Source organism: Pandoraea pulmonicola (assembly GCF_000815105.2).
Lineage (GTDB): Bacteria > Pseudomonadota > Gammaproteobacteria > Burkholderiales > Burkholderiaceae > Pandoraea > Pandoraea pulmonicola.
Window position 1 is genome coordinate 3,356,887 of the sequence record NZ_CP010310.2, and the last position, 16,249, is coordinate 3,373,135.

The following is a 16,249-nucleotide window of genomic DNA, read 5'->3' on the forward strand; positions in this document are numbered from 1 at the left end:
TGCAGGTGCGTTGCCAAGAATCGTCAACCAAAATCGTCGACGAAGCGTGAACAGATGATCGGGGCAGTGAGGGAGGCAGCACAACGTGAATGTCTAAACTCCGCTCGAAACGAATGCGCAGTTTTCCGAAACCGACAAACCAGGCATGCGTGCGCTCGATTAGCCAGCGATGCAGCCTGTGCCACTCCTTGCTTTCCACTCTGCGACCTGCGATGCGAGCCGTGATGCCATGCAGCTTCAGGCGACGCCGACAGCGAGCGGAGTCGTAGTCCTTCCCACGGAATATCGATTTGCGGAGCGTGCGGGTTGCCGTTTGATGCGGCGCGGTCGTCCACCGTCCGGCGTCGGCCGCCCATGGATGGGGATGTGAAGGCTGGAATCAAGGCTTAGCGCCGCCCCTAATTCTTGCTGATTTTTGGTCTTGCCATTCCCCAGGCATATGGCCTGAATGCCCCAACGCTCAGGTCATGTTGGCGATTCGTATTCTCTCAGAGGCTGCATCATTTGAACTAGCATAAATCGCTCTTTCGGCATTGTGCAAATGGAGCGCTTTGTTCCGCGTAACACGCGCTCCCCTCGCAATGTTCTCCGTCTGCGCAGCAATCAACCTTGGCGATCCGTGCCACTGGGATGACACTGCACGAACTTGGCTCACGATAATTCTCACATTTCGCAATCCTAATAGTTAAGCACTCGCATCGGCTGTCGGCGAAGAGATTCATAAGGAGTGTTGCGACCAAAGCCATACGCGTGGTGAGTTCATGACCGCGCACGTCGAGGCCGAGAAGAATCTGTAGTCATCCGGATGCGTGTTTTCTTATAGTCGGCGATGCGGTTCATCGTCCAACATGCGCCTATCCGGCTGGCGACGGCGGTTGAGTCCGCCAGTGCGCCAGACATCCCACGAGAGAAAGCCGGGCCAGTTGCCGAAAAACTCGGAGGCGATGTCTTTCTCAATTGCCATGCCCCCCATGCCGATCACTCCCGCCAGTTTATATTTACCCGCTATGCCGGCTCAGCCGTCGGGCGCACTGCTCTCTTCATCCCAGCAAGTCTGCGAAGCCGAAAGGCTAACGTTGGAGTATGTGGGTCATGGGGACGATTCGGGGCACGAGTGGCGCTGCGCTGCGTTGCTGGCTGCGCTCGCCTGGACTCATCGCCAGTTCGGCCGGATGGGCAGAGCCAACATCGAGCTGACGCGCCAGGACCTGATTCAGCATTTGGCCCGGTCGTGCCGAGAGGGCATGGACACCAAGGCACTGGCGGATACTCTCGCAAGCCTTTGCGTTTCCAACGCGCACGATAGCCAGTCCCCTGATCCCTCACCGGTTCATGCGCAACTCGCCCGCGACGTGCTGGTCACGCTGGATATTCGCGTGGACGCGCACGAGCTCCTGAGCGAACTGATCGGTAGCTTGCCTGAATGGCGCGGAGGACAGGGCAACGACGTCGACGGTCTCTACCGGTCCGCGCTATGCGCATGGGTGGCTATCGCACCGCCGGTGCGGGATGGGAAGGAGGAACAACGTGCGGTGGCCAGGGACAGGATTCTCAATATGGCCGATGGCAACCTGGATTTGCGTGAATTGAGCTTGAGGCGTCTCCCCGAATTGCCCGCGTGTCTCACGTCGCTTGACATACGCCTCAACGAACTGACCGAGATGCCGGGCTTGCCCGCTGACCTCATGACGCTTCACGCAAACGCCAACCGTTTGACCCAATTGCCGGAATTGCCCGCGAGTCTCTCGATACTTCACGTAGGCGGCAACCATCTGCCTCATCTGCCGGAACTGCCCATCAGCCTCACGTCACTCTACGCAAGCGATAACAATTTGACCGAGCTGCCGACGTTACCCGCTGGTCTCAAGGAACTCAGCGTGGATTGCAACCAACTGACCCGCCTGCCGGCCTTGCCCGTGTGCCTCACGTTGCTCAGCGCGGATAGTAATCAACTGACCCGCCTGCCGGCCCTGCCCGCTCGCCTCAAGAAGCTCTGTGTGTATGACAACCAACTGACGGAACTGCCGACCCTGCCTGCGAGCCTCGAGTGGATTGAAGCTCGTGTCAACCCGTTGACCCGCCTGCCGTCAAACGTGTTGAGCATGCCGCACCGTGGCCTGGTATCTGTTAATGACCACTCATTCTCGCCTGCCTACCTGCAACGACTGCATGCGGCTACTTCGGCACCAGAATACAGCGGGCCTCAGATCCGCTTCTTCGCGGCGACTGCCGGCGTGAGCATCCCACCGGCGCGCCCTCTTCCCAACGCGGTTCGAGACTGGTTCACCAGCGATGAGCAGGCGCCGATGGGGCAATGGCAGACGCACAGCGAGGAAGCGCACGCTGCGGAATTCTCCCGGTTTCTGGACCGTTTGAGAGCATCCGTCAATTGCAACGCCGACTTCAAGACAGCGGTCGCCAGTTGGTTGTCCAAGCTCGTCCAGGATGGAGAGCTTCGTCAGTTGGCCTTTCAGGTCGTGCAAGGAGCCACCGAGTCCTGTGAGGACCGGGTCGCGCTCACCTATAACAATCTGACGAAACTCAGCCATGCGCACGCCATCGCCCGTGGCGAATACGATGCGAGGCTCGATGAGATCGTCGACTGCGGGCGCGGCGCATTTCGCTTGGACGCCCTGGAGAAGATCGCCCGCAAGAAGGCTCAGGTGTTACCGCTGGTTGACGAAATCGAAGTCCATCTGGCCTATCAGGTGCAGTTGCGCGACCGGCTGAAATTGCCCACCGACATCGCAAACATGCGCTTCTTCAACGTCTCGGGGGTGACACCACAGGATCTGAGGGACGCCGAGCAAGAGGTTCGCGCTCGAGAGTCCACGGAGTTCCCTCAGTATTTCCTGGTCGAATGGGCGCCTTGGCAGCAGGTGCTGGCGCGCCTGGATCCTGATGGGACAGCGCGAGCGCGTCAAGAAATGCGGGACATGCTGCCCCGATATGAGCAAGAAATGGCGGCGCAACTGGCCAGTCTTAGTCTGCGGGGAGACAACGATACGCAGGCACAGGTTGGCGTCGGCATCATGAAGGCACAGCAGTTCGCGCTCTATAAAGAGCTCACCTGGGAGTTGTTGCGCAAGCGGGGGCAGGAGGCGCTCATGGACCTGATCTTGGGCACTGGCAATCGGTGACCGCACCGGCGGCGATCAACGCCAGCGGGATACAAGCAAGTCACCAAGCCAGGCAGATACTTTTCCATCAAACCTTGACTGGTAAAGGTTTGAGAGGATTTCTCATTTGTGGACGTTGGGCACTTTTAGCCAATTCCGTCCGACCTCACCAACTACGCATGCCACGTATCACAGCGCCATCCCTTCCCCCATCCTGGCAGCAAACTCAAGGAGGGCGAGGCCGAAAACGACCTGCGCCCGTTGACGGACAGTCTCCCGTCAGAAAGCAAGTGCGCGAGGTGTCGTCCTCGTCATCAAACTTGGGAGCATACAAACTCGGTGGGCAGACGACCTCATCCGCACGCTCGCCACATCGCCTGGCAAAAGCGTCCCACGCCGTCACAGCGGGCGAACCGATGACGTCGCAAGGAACCTCATCCCGCCCCTTGGAGCGTCAGGAAGCCTCATTTGGACCGCAACGGCGCAGTAGCTTCGCGCAAAGTGTCAATCGAGCAGGTTCTGTGGGTGCGTGGAGGAGAACGTGGTTCGCACAACATGGCCCTGGAGGCTCTGGGCAGCACCACTTCGGTAGCTCTCGGATCGAACGGGGCGAGCGGACGAGCTACGGAGGCACGCTTCCGACACTACACAAACACTTGCGCGATGGGGCGCTCATAGAAAATGCCAGATTGATGGACGACCACCTGAAGCGTCTTGCGGAGCAGTCTCAGATTCTCAGCGCGGAGGTGCTAAGCGCGTATATCAGCGATGTGGCGCAATGCCTGCAAAACGAAGCCTGGTTTGGTCAAGGGCAGGACAGGAAGATGGCCCATGTGGCAAACAAGCTGAGCAAGTTTGCCAGAGTGGCGGATTGCGCGACGGGTCTTGCCGCAATTGCCGGCAGGATCGATATGCGGAATTTGCAGGCGCATGAAATAGCCATGTACCTCAACGCGTTTTGCAAATGCCCTCGCAATCCGATGTGTCGCCTCGCGGTGCTTGACCTGGCGCGACACATTGTCAAGGCAGGCAATGCGTTGGTTGGTAAATTCGACGCGCAGGCCATTGCCAGTGCCCTGAACGCGCTATGCAAATGGCCGTCAGAGGCTGACGCGCGGCGCGGCGCGCTGTGCTTGGCGCGACACATTGTCAGGAGCGGCAATGCGTTGGTGGGCAAGTTCGTGCAAAACACTGCCAATACCCTGAACGCACTGAGCAAATGGCCAGAAGAGGCTGACGCGCGGCGCGGCGCGCTGTGCTTGGCGCGACACATTGTCAGGAGCGGCAATGCGTTGGTGGGCAAGTTCAGCGCGCAGAACATTGCCAATACCCTGAACGCGCTGAGCAAATGGCCCGATCAAGCGGATGCGCGGCACACCGCGCTGCAACTGGCGCGACATATCGACAAGGTGGGCAATGCGTTGATGGACAAGTTCGATGCGCAAGACATCGCCTGTACCCTGAACGCGCTGAGCAAATGGTCCGATCAAGCGGATGCGCGGCACACCGCGCTGCGCTTGGCCCGGCATATTGACAAAGTGGGCAATGCGCTGGTTGGCAAGTTCGATGCGCAAACCATTGCCATTACGCTGAACGCGCTATGCAAATGGCCCGATGACGCTGAGGCGCGGCGCGCTACGCGGTGCATGGCACGGCGCATTATCGCGCTGAATGACACGGCGCTGAACCGGTTCAACGCACAGAGCATTGCCAATACCCTGAACGCACTGAGCAAATGGCCCGATGACGCTGATGCTCGGCGCGCTACGCGGCGCATGGCACGGTGCACTATCGAGCTGAATGACACGGCGCAGAACAGGTTCAACGCACAGAGCATTGCCAATACCCTGAACGCGCTGTGCAAATGGCCCGATGACACTGTGGCACGTCCCGCCATGCGGCGCATGGCACAGTGCATTGTCGAGTTGAATGACGCGGCGCTGAACAGGTTCAACGCGCAAGAAATTGCCAATACCTTGAACGCGCTGTGCAAATGGCCCGACGACGCTGATGCGCGGCACGCCATACTGCGCCTGGCACAGCGCATTGTCAGACTGAGCGATGCCTTGGTTGGCAAGTTCAATCACCAAGGCATCGCCAATACCCTGAACGCGCTAAGCAAATGGCCCGAGGAAACCGGCGTGCGACACGCCACACTCCGCCTGGCGCGACATATTGACAAGATGGACAATGCGCTGGTGGACGCGTTCAACGCTCAAAGCATTGCCAATACCCTGAACGCGCTAGGCAAATGGCCCGATGAAACCGGCGCGCGACACGCCACACTGCGCCTGGCGCGACATATTGACAAGGTGGGCAATGCGTTGATGGACACGTTCAATGCGCGAGAATTTTCCTGCGCCCTGAACGCACTGGGCAAATGGCCCGGCGACGCTGACATGCAGCGTGCCGCGCTGCGCATGGCGAGACATATTGTCAAGGTGGGGAGTGCGTTGGTTGGCAGGTTCAACGCGCAGGACATTACCAATACTCTGAGTGCGCTGAGCAAGTGGCCTGATCAAGTGGCCGCGCAGGACGCCGCACTCGCCTTAGCGCGGCATATTGTCAAGGGAGGCAATGCGCTGGTTGACAAGTTCAACGCGCACGCCATCACCAATACCTTGAACGCGCTGGGGAGATTTTTCGGTGTCGAGGCATGCGAAGACGCAGGATGGACGTTTGCCGAGTACTTGCACGGTCAAGCCGAGACGTGGCCCTCGTACGACCTGCGCCAAATGGCGCAGATCGCCAACGCCGTGGCGCGACTGGCGTTGCGGTGCGCGGACCAGGATCCGCCCGCAACACTCACCGAACTCTTGCAACGCATGGGCGATCATATGCACGCGCACGACACGATAATCGATGCCGAAATGCTTGAGATCGCCACGACAATCAAGGCCATAGCCGCCTTGCAGCTGCACAAAACCCTGGCGACACTGGCTCCCTCTACCCTCGCCAGACTGCGATGCCTGCTGCCGACCGGACTGCCCGGTGACAATCTGGAGACCTTGGGCAACCTGTGTATCGGCCTGCTCCCGTTGCTGCGCAACAAGCGCTTGTCGAGGTACCGTACAGAGACCCTGCACTCCTTGATGGCCCTCCATCCGCACGTGGCGCGCAAGGCAACGTGCTTTCTGAACGAACCCCGGGAGGGAATGCTCGCGGTTCGACCAACGGCGCCGTCGGAAACGTTCGATACGCGATGTCCGGCACTGACCTTTTATCAGATTCTCAAAACCTACAATGTCGTCGCCAGCATGGCACAGGAGAGCCAAGCCGATCAGCAGCGCGGCCTACTGGTACGGAACTGGGTGGATGCCATGCTCACGCAAACCCGCGAAACGCTCCAGCGCGATCTGAGCGATATGAGCTGGAATCTGATCGCCCAGATCGAGGCCAGCGACGACGTGGACGACGCCATGGACCGATTCATGCACCGGGAACATGAGCGCATCGCACAAACTTGCCCGCCGACTCGCTTTGATCCGGCGCTCGTGCATCAGGCTATGCGAGGCGAATTCCGGGAAGTCGCGCCGACCGTCGGCAACTCCCGTCATGTGCTCGTGGACATGATGGGGCGCGAATTGCCGCGCGAGCAACGGGAGGCGGAAAACTATTCCCTCTATGCGCGAATTACCCGTCTGCCGTTGGTCGAAGTCAAGCTCCCGGGGACGCTGAGCCGATTCATGCTGGCCCGCACGTTCCGCTACGACGATCAACTCTGGCGATTCGACATGTTTGGCGGCAGCCGCCTGACAAAAGGCCGACATCAGCCGGTAGAAGCCATCCTGGCGGGGACGTCTCGCGGTCACGACACGCTGCCTGCGGTGCCGTATGCCGACAGCGCACCGGGAAGCGCCTTGATGAACCTCGTGCGCAAGCTCGCACCCCTCAAGGAAGACTGGGCGCGCATGCAGCGCGCGCTGCTCGAGACGGTGCCGCATACTCACGTTGGCGAGGGCACGTTGACCATCGGCTGGTTCGACGACGTGCCGGGGGCATCGCATCCCTTCAAGCCACAAATTGATGGCACGCCCCTGGCGTTGTGCCCGAACGACGGCTGCGGCTTTATCAAGGCCAGTGTGGCACAGCGCATCCCCGCCTTGCGCGAGCGGATGCAGGCGTGGGAGGCTGCACCCGCCCAGCAACGCCGCGACATGTCGAGGGTCGCCCCGGGCACCATGGCGCCCCAGGCATTGCAGCACTTCGCACGCGATCGGGCCGCACTGGACGAGGCTCGCGAGTTGATGCGCGCGAAGTTGCGCACAATCGACGCGGTAAGGATCCCTCAGTTGCAATTGCATGATCTGTTGGTGCGCGGCCCCTACGAAAGCATGCGAATCCGAGCGGTGCCCTCGGCCGACGACCAGTTTCACCTGCCGACGCAACTGTGCGCGGGCCTTGCCCCGGGCCGCACGGCACCCGTGTTGATCGGCAAGCCGCCCTATGACAAGGAGAACCTGCTGCCCGTGGCTGCCAGCACGCTAGCTACCGAGGCGTCGGGAGATTTGACCGCAAGGTTCCTGGCCGGGCACTTCGCGATTCAGTACAGCTATACGGGCTTTGACGAGACCTCCGACACCTCCGACACCGGCAGCATGCTGCATGGCAAGGGCATGTTGATTGTCGTCCCCGATGAACACTGGCCGCGGCACTACCACGCACTCGACATGGCGTGCTCCCGCCAGGACATGAAAATGCACTCCGCCTGGACCACTGGACGCAAACGCCACGAGATTCCCGCACAGATGCAGAGCACCGGCAGTCTTCGCGTCAAGGACATCCTGCTGCCCGGCCAGTGTGGCGCGATGCCGATCGACGAACTGCGAAAGCGCGACATGGATACCGATGGGGATGACGCTTTCCTCTACCTTGACTGTCCTGCGCTTGCGCGCGCGATCGATGGCGCCATGCAGGCACGCGCGGCGCAACGGGGCCCAATGCCCTCGTTCAAGCCCCCCAAGACCGCACAGGTGGCGATCGACTCGAACGGGATATATCGAGCCGGGCGTGCCAGGGAGATTATCGACGCACTGCACGGGCACCGTCTGATGGGCCGCGCGAGTTCGGCGGCCGCACGTTATCTCGCCCAGCCGAACGAGATACGCGAGCAGATTGCCAAGGCGTTCAAAGCGCGACTGCAAACCAGCGGAATTCCCGCAGAAATCGGCGCATTGCTGGACCGGGAGGACTGGGACCTTGGCACGCGCAATTTCCTGACGATGGCGATCAAGGCAGGGACGGACGCGCTCAAGTCGGATACCGATACGACCTTGTTCAATCGATGGATGCGGTCATTCGAGCGAGCTGAGGCCAGTTGCAAAGCCGACCCTCGCCGAGTACGCACCGTCCCCTACACCAAAACCACCGCACGAGCGTTACGCGACGGCAGTTTCGATCCCGAAAAAACACTGGGCGAGCTGCGCAAGAATCCGACGATGGCCGCGGGCGTCATGGAGATCGGCATCGACGCACTACGGCCAGTTCTGCCGCAGCAATGAAGAGGGCGAGCGGCAGCCTGGAATGTTTCGATATACAGAATTGCTCAGAATGGACGCGTGCGGTTCTATCGCAATAGCGGCAATCGAATAGACGGTTCGCAGAGCCTCGAAGACATCAATGAAGCGCGCGGGCAAATCATCGACGGAACCGTTTTCCAACGTACCCGTTCGTTTCCCCCTACTCCTCCCGCTTGATGACAGTTGCGGCCTGAAAGGCTGAGGCCGCGCACGGCATGGTGGCGAACTGAGCAAGGTAAGCCTCGCCATAGTCAACCCGCACCTCCCGGGCCGGGTTGGTGGCGCTGTACAGATTGTCGAGCGCCACCAGAGCTATTACCGCTTCGCGGCAGTTGCCCCCATCCCGGTCGATCATCGAAACGTCAAAGGGGATAAACACAGCGTTAAGCCGTTGGTGATCATAGGCGGGTTCGGGCCCGGGCAGCAGCGCCGTGTTGGCAAACGCCACGCTGTTAGTCGCGCCGAGTCCCGCCAGCACCCGGTGCCTGGAAACCTCAAAATCATAGGCTAGCGAATCGGGATGCGTTTGAGCATATTGCGCCATCTCATCGTCGGACTCCAGCAACGCTCCCATATAGAGGGCCAGTATTTTGCCGTTACTCAAGGTTGGGCGTTGCTCGGGCGCCAGCGCGTCTACCGCAAATAGACCGTACTGCCCAGCGAGGATCTGTTCATGCGCAAGCAACTCGTTGGCCTGGAGTCTTCTGGGGCGACATCGCGGCACATCCTGGGCACGTCCCGCGATGAGGCGCTGCATCTCTGCGAGAACATCGGCTTGCAGGGAATCTCTGAGCAGGGTGACTTCAGTGCGCCTCATTGGGGCGAGCCGCCGATGCTCGTCATGTTTGGCAAGCGCCTCAATGTAGCGGAAATAGCCTCTGCCGAGCCTGGCTTCGGTGGCTTGGACCCCAGCGGCAATATGCCCACGCACATCAGCATAGCGTGGATGGACCCGATGCAGGGGATCTGACGGATCACGCAGCGGAAAGGCATTCTCCAGGGCTGGGACGGGATCCATCCGGTGGCGCACGACGATGCCCGGCGCGGCCTCGAGCACCGAAGACCATGCTGCCCGCTCACCGGTGAGATCGCACAGCTGCGCCAGCTCCCGGAAGTACGCGGTGCGTGATTGATCCAGCGTACGCTCCACAAAGACGGATATCGGCGCAGGGCGCGGCGCCGATTCCGATTTGACCTGAACGAGCTCCACTTGCACGGCAATCGCCGCCGTCGGGGCGGCGCCAGACGGATCGCCTATGTCAGGGACGCTGTTCGAAGCGCCGGGGGGCTGCTCGGGCATGAGGCGTGGGCGGTTGGCGTCCAAAAGGCGAGATTCATGGCGCGGCGTCGTGTCACGGATGGCCGCCAGCTCGGGCAGCCGCTTTCCCCGGAACACGAGATCGCCACGGAGACTGCTCTCCTTGGCTCCCGAAAGCTGCGCGAACTGCGCGAACGTCAGATCCGGCTTAGCGGCGTACAGCCGACGTGCATATTCAATCTTGGACTCCCCCTCGCGGCGCGGCGTCGTGTCACGGATGGCCACCAGCTCGGGCGGCAGCTCGCCCCAGAACGCGGGATCGCAACGGAGACTACTTTCCGTGAGTCCCGAAAGTTGCGCCAACTGCGCGAGCGTCAGGTCCGGCTTGGTGGCGCGTAGCCGGCGCGCATAGCCGATGCTGGTCTCCCCTTTGTGGCGCGGCGTCGTGTCGCGGACGGCCGCCAACTCGGGCGGCAGTTCGCCCCAGAACACGGGATCGCTACGGAGGCTAGTTTCCGTGATGCCCGAGAGCCGCGCCAACTGCGCGAGCGTCAGGTTGGGCTTGGCGGCGTGCAGCCGGCGCGCATAGTCTATCTTGGACTCCCCTTTGTGGCGCGGCGTCGTGTCGCGGACGGCCGCCAGCTCGGGTGGAAGCTCGCCCCGAAGCGCGGGATCGCTACGAAGGCTACCTTCCCGGACTCCCGAGAGTTGCGCGAGCTGCACGAGCGTCAGGTCCGGCTTGGCGGCGCGCAGCCGGCGCGCATAGTCGCTGTTGAGCTCCTCTTCGCGGCGCGGCGTGGTGTCGCGGATGGCCACCAGCTCGGGCGGCAGCTCGCCCCAGAACGCGGGGTCGCTACGGAGGTTACGTTCCGTGACTCCGGAGAGCTGCGCGAGTTGCGCGAGCGTCAGGTCCGGCTTGTCGATATGCAGCCGGCGCGCATAGCCCATCCTGGACTCCCCTTCGCGGCGCGGCGTCGTGTCACGGATGGCCACCAACTCGGGCGACAGCTTGCCCCGGAACGCGGGATCGCAACGGAGGCTACCTCCCGAGACTCTCGAGAGCCGCGACAACTGCGCGAGCGTCAAGCTCGGCTTAGCGGCGTGCAACCGACGCGCATAGCTGATGTTGGTCTCCCCATCGCGGCGCGGCGTCGTGTCACGGATGGCCGCCAACTCGGGCGGCAGCTCGCCCTGGAACGCGGGATCGCCGCGGAGATTACTTTCCATGACTCCCGAGAGCTGCGCGAGTTGCGCGAGCGTCAGGTCCGGCTTAGCGGCGTGCAACCGGCGCGCATAGCTGATGTTGGACTCCCCGTCGCGGCGCGGCGTCGTGTCACGGATGGCCGCCAGCTTGGGCGGCAACTCGCCCCGGAACTCAGGATTGCTACGGAGGCTATCTCCCGTGACGCCCGAGAGCTGCGCCAACTGTAGAAGCGTCAGGTCCGGCTTATCGGCGTGAAGCCGGCGCGCATAGCCTATCTTCGACTCCCTCTCGCGGCGCGGCGTCGTGTCACGGATGGCCGCCAGCTCGGACGGCAGCTCGCCCCAGAACGCGGGATCGCTACGGAGGTTACTTTCAGAAACACCCGAGAGCAGCGCGAGTTGGGCGAGCGTCAAGTCCGACTTATCCGCGTGCAGCCGGCGAGCATAGCCCGTCCTGGACTCCCATTCATGACGTGGCGTCGTGTCACGGATGGCCGCCAGCTCGGGCGGCAGCCCGCCCTGGAACGCGGGATCGTTACTGAGGCGGCCCCCCTTGACTCCCAAAAGCTGCGCGGGCATCAGCTCCGGCTTATTGGCATGCAGCCGGCGCGTATGGTCCATCCCGGACTCTCCGGGAACGCTGACAGCAGCACCCAATCTTTCACGCTCAAGGCCGGGCACCGCTGCCGTCTCGACGGAACGCCTGAATTTTATGGGGGCGGCAAGCTCGGCTGCGTCTTGCGTCCCAGGGCGCTTTTGATAGCCCACCTTTGCCACCCCCACGCCGAGCGACGCGTGGCTCGTGCCGGCGTCGGGAGCAACACCACGGACGGCAGACGGCTCCAGTTCAGGCGCCCGCGCCGCCCGCACTTCGCGCAGTTCCCGGGCCAATGCGGCTTGCGGGGATCGCGGCCTCGCTGGCAATGGTGTCGCCGGGCCAACCGCAGGCCGTGAGTGGGGGTGACTACTGTGGGCGGGTAAGTTCGGAGTGGTAGGCATACGAGGCTCTCCGGGGCAGCGCGATATCGGGTGGCGTACATTGTGTCCAAGTGAGGTCTGCCGGAAAAGGTTGCAAGGCTGATTCAACCGATTGTCGCAACAATATTTTTTAACTTATTTAGTTAGTTGTCCAGATATTATGCGGGAGACTTCCAAAAAAATCGCCTTTCGATACATGACGTTCGGTGAAATAGCGCCAGCCTGAATCTCTCGATCGCTCCACCGGAATAGGCCCGCGCTCTTTGGAAAATACTGTCGTAAAAGGCCGTCAGCGTGCTTCGTTCGTGCCACGCCGCTGTAATGGCGAGGAATCGACGGGACTGCGCCATCCCGGTTTCGCGCCACATCCTGCGCGGCACCTTGAGCTTGAATGTCGCACTGTGGTGACTTTATTCCTTGCGCAGTCCAGCCATTCCATGCTGCTCATGACTTAACACCCAGCGTAGTACCGTCGTGCGATGTAGCCCGAAGTCGTGCGCAACCCTTTTTGTAGCCGTAGCGACTCGGCACGTAACGCGTCACGACTTCCCCCCAGAACTTCTCGCCGCACCTCACCATGCGAAACACCTCAAAGGTTGGATTTCCATCCGACTTTTGGGGTGCAGTTCAGCCGGATGCGCGTTTTTTTATAGTCGGCCATGCGGCTCATCGTCCAACATGCCCCTTCCAGCTGGGTGATGACCGCTTGGCTCGGGGCGCTCGCGATCTGGTTCGTGATCGCCGAGACGCGTGTGGAGCGCCATCCGCGCGCATATCCACACGCGCCGCCCGAGCGCGCCTGACGCGCATTCTTCCGTTCTTCCTACTGCCGACTCCGCGTAGCTCGTCAAGGCCGCGCGGACGGGGCGACTCGGGCTTTCGATCATGACTATTTTCCATTTGCGCACACTGCGGACATACCGCAGTGCCTGTGCGCTGAGCATGTCGCAAACGCTGAAACTCACCCTTCCCGCGCTGGCCGTCAGCGCGCTGACCGCGACGGCAGCCGTGGCTGAAACCGGCCCCAACGCCAGCGTGCCGCCGGACGAGGCAGCTGTGCAGTTGCCCCTCATTGAGGTCGTTGCGTCACCGCTGACAACGCCGCTCGTCGTCGTAACGAATCCGAAGACGCCGCGCCAGCCGCTGCCCGCCAGTGATGGTGCGGACGATCTGAAGACGATTCCCGGTTTTACGTCGATCCGCAGCGGTGGCACGAACGGTGACCCGGTTCTGCGCGGTATGTTCGGCTCGCGGCTGAACATCCTGGCTAACGGAGTGCAAACGCTCGGTGCCTGCCCGAGCCGGATGGATGCACCGACTTCGTACATCGCGCCGGAGAGCTATGACAAGGTCACTGTCGTGAAGGGGCCACAGACCGTTTTGTACGGCCCCGGCGCATCCGCCGGCACGGTCCTGTTCGAGCGAGTGACGCCGCGATTCGAGCAGCCCGGCATGCGTTTCTCCGGTAGCTTGGTGGGCGGCTCGTCTGGCCGCAATGACCAGAACGCCGACGTGACGGTGGGCACGCCGGACTTCTATGGTCGCGTGATAGCGAACCACGCACATTCACAGGACTATCGCGACGGCAACGGCAACACCGTGCCGTCGCAATGGGACAAGTGGAACACCGATGCCGAGCTCGGCTGGACGCCCGACGACAACACGCGAGTTGCGCTGACGGCCGGTACGGGCGACGGTTATGCGCGCTACGCGGGACGGGGAATGGACGGTACACACTTTCGCCGCCAAACGTTCGGCCTGTCGCTCGACAAGCAGCATCCCAGCGATGTGCTCGACCGGATCGAAGCGCGTGTGTACTACAACGAAGCGGATCATGTGATGGATAACTACACGTTGCGGCAGCCCGACCCGATGAGCAGCATGTCGGCGGGGATGGCGTCTGACGTAAGGCGCCGAACGTTCGGAGCGCGCGCGGCTGCGACGCTCCAACTCGGGGACGATCTCAAGCTCGTAACGGGTGTTGACGCGCAGTCGAATCGTCTCGATTCGCGTTCGGCGATGGGGCAACAGCGCTACGGCGACCAGTCATGGAATGCGCGGACCACAATGTGGAACGCCGGCGCGTTCGGGGAATTGACGTGGTACGCGAACGATGTGTCACGTGTCGTCGGCGGGGCGCGTATCGACTATGCGAGCGCGCGCGACGCACGCGCGACGATCAAGAGCAAGCCGAATCCTACATTTGACGATGACCGCGCTCGCGTGCTGCCGAGCGGCTTTGTGCGTTACGAGCGAGACCTCACGTCGCTGCCCATCACCTGGTACGCGGGAATCGGTCATGCGGAGCGCTATCCGGACTACTGGGAACTGTTTTCAGCCAAGCAGGGGCCTGCAGGCTCGATCAACGCATTCTCGGCGATACAACCGGAGAAGACGACGCAGCTCGATGTCGGCGCGCAATACAAAAGCGACCGGTTCGGGGCCTGGATTTCGGCGTATGCAGGCTACGTACAGGACTTCATTCTGTTTAACTACGCCGCCAGCGTGATGGGCTCAACTACGCAGGCGACTAACGTTAATGCTCAAGTAATGGGCGGTGAGGCCGGCGCGTCATGGAGCCCGATCACACCGCTGCGCGTGGAGACGTCGCTCGCATACGCGTGGGGACGTAACGCGTCGAGTGGCGATCCGCTGCCACAGATACCACCACTCGAAGTGCGTTTGGGGCTCGAGTACACGCGTGGCGCCTGGTCGGTCGGCGGCCTGTGGCGAGGGGTCGCTGCGCAGCATCGGTACGCAACGAACGAAGGCAACGTGGTCGGGAAGGATTTCGGACCGAGCGCTGGATTCGGCGTGTTGTCGCTGCACACGCAATATAACGTCAGCAAGGCTGTGCAGATTTCTGCGGGTGTCGACAATGTGCTGAACAAGGCTTACGCAGAGCATTTGAACCTCGCAGGCAACGCCGGCTTTGGCTACCCGGCGAATGCGCCGGTGACGGAGCCGGGCCGCACAGCCTGGGTGCGTATGAGCGTGAAGATGTAGAGAGTTGGGGGCGTGTCGACGAATAGGCGTTGAGAGCCGGTCGCCCGTTAGTAGGGCCAAGGCATGCGTTTCCTACAACAAGGGTTGAGACGTTGGCCCTTGTTGTTCCTTGCCACATCCCGTCGGTGACAGCGAACTGGCAGACCTGGACAAGTCCGTGCTTGGCATACGGACACCCGAAGCGTTGGCGAAAGCGGTCAAAGCCGAGTTCATAACGCAGGCGACAAGGGGCACCGAAAAGTAGGTTGTGTTCCCTTGAGCAGAACAAGTCCCTCACGGCCCGCCCCTCCTGATGTGGATGACCGAAATATCTCGCACGCTCCGACCTGGCCTCACAACACCATGGCGCGCATGATCCGGCCGGTGGCTTCGTCGGCCGGGTAGAACGCTTCGAGCGCCAACTCGGCAAGTGTCACATCCACGGGCGTGCCGAATACCGCCGTCGTACTGAAGAACGACAGCAGCCCATCGTCCGTGCGCAACTGCATCGGCACGAAAATGCTCGCCGTCGGCGGTACCGCCGGTGCCGGCCCGTGCGCTGCCGCGGGAAACGCCTTCAATTCCTCATACAACTCGCCCAGCGTAGCATCGCCGCTCGCGTGAATTTGCTGACGCAGGCGATGCAGCAGATGCGCACGCCATTCCGGCAGATTGGCAATGCGCGGTGCGAGTCCGTCGGGGTGCAGCGACAAGCGCAGCACATTCACGGCGCCGCTCAGCAACGAAGGGGCGACACCGGCGAGCAGCGGCATCACCGCGCGATTTGCCGCGAGCAGCGTCCAATGCCGGTCGACGGCCAGTGCCGGATACGGCTCGTGACCGTCAAGCACTCGCTGGACGGCTTCGCGGGCGACGGCCATGTCGGGAGCGTCGAACGCACGGGCCTCGAAGCGGGGTGCGAAGCCTGCCGTCACGAGTAGCGCGTTGCGCTCGCGCAGTGGAATGTCGAGCGCTTGCGCGAGGTGCAGGAGCATCTCTCGGCTGGGTTTTGCTCGGCCCGTTTCCACAAAGCTCAAATGGCGAGTGGATATCTCGGCTTCCAGCGCGAGATCGAGTTGGCTCATGCGTCGGCGCTGACGCCAATCGCGCAACAGGGTTCCGATAGCAGGTGTCGTCATGAAGCGGGAGTAGAGGTTGGAAAATGTGCAGCCATTACCTCGCAGGTA

At 61.8% G+C, this 16,249-nt stretch carries 5 protein-coding genes and 2 pseudogenes; 3 read left to right on the forward strand and 4 right to left on the reverse strand.

Annotated elements, in window-relative coordinates:
• Positions 1-23: 23 nt before the first annotated feature.
• Positions 24-274: pseudogene (locus tag RO07_RS26590) on the reverse strand (IS5/IS1182 family transposase); the annotation flags it as partial.
• A gap of 970 nt (positions 275-1,244) precedes the next feature.
• On the opposite strand from RO07_RS26590, the gene RO07_RS14400 reads away from it, so the two are divergent.
• Both RO07_RS14400 and RO07_RS14405 read left to right on the forward strand, forming a co-directional pair.
• Positions 1,245-3,140 (forward strand): NEL-type E3 ubiquitin ligase domain-containing protein, encoded by a 1,896-nt coding sequence (locus tag RO07_RS14400; protein ID WP_160118117.1) that lies wholly within the window; start codon positions 1,245-1,247, stop codon positions 3,138-3,140.
• Positions 3,141-3,811: 671 nt separating this feature from the next.
• Positions 3,812-8,620: a DUF1601 domain-containing protein gene (locus tag RO07_RS14405; RefSeq protein WP_052267328.1), complete on the forward strand. Its 4,809-nt coding sequence runs from the start codon at positions 3,812-3,814 to the stop codon at positions 8,618-8,620.
• A 178-nt stretch (positions 8,621-8,798) separates the two neighbouring features.
• On the opposite strand, the gene RO07_RS14410 is transcribed toward RO07_RS14405, so the two are convergent.
• Together RO07_RS14410 and RO07_RS26915 are read right to left on the reverse strand one after the other, a co-directional pair.
• Positions 8,799-11,990, reverse strand: coding sequence for a hypothetical protein (locus RO07_RS14410; protein ID WP_072637050.1), 3,192 nt, complete (start codon positions 11,988-11,990; stop codon positions 8,799-8,801).
• A gap of 245 nt (positions 11,991-12,235) precedes the next feature.
• Positions 12,236-12,405, reverse strand: a pseudogene (locus tag RO07_RS26915) (IS30 family transposase); the annotation flags it as partial.
• A 557-nt stretch (positions 12,406-12,962) separates the two neighbouring features.
• Here RO07_RS26915 and RO07_RS14415 point away from each other — a divergent pair.
• The gene (locus tag RO07_RS14415; protein ID WP_039411672.1) at positions 12,963-15,083 is read left to right on the forward strand and encodes a TonB-dependent copper receptor; all 2,121 of its coding nucleotides are present in this window, start codon (positions 12,963-12,965) and stop codon (positions 15,081-15,083) included.
• 332 nt (positions 15,084-15,415) lie between these two features.
• Here RO07_RS14415 and RO07_RS14420 read toward each other — a convergent pair whose 3' ends face one another.
• Positions 15,416-16,147, reverse strand: a complete 732-nt coding sequence (locus RO07_RS14420; RefSeq protein ID WP_472462554.1) for a helix-turn-helix domain-containing protein — start codon at positions 16,145-16,147, stop codon at positions 15,416-15,418.
• Positions 16,148-16,249 lie beyond the last annotated feature (102 nt).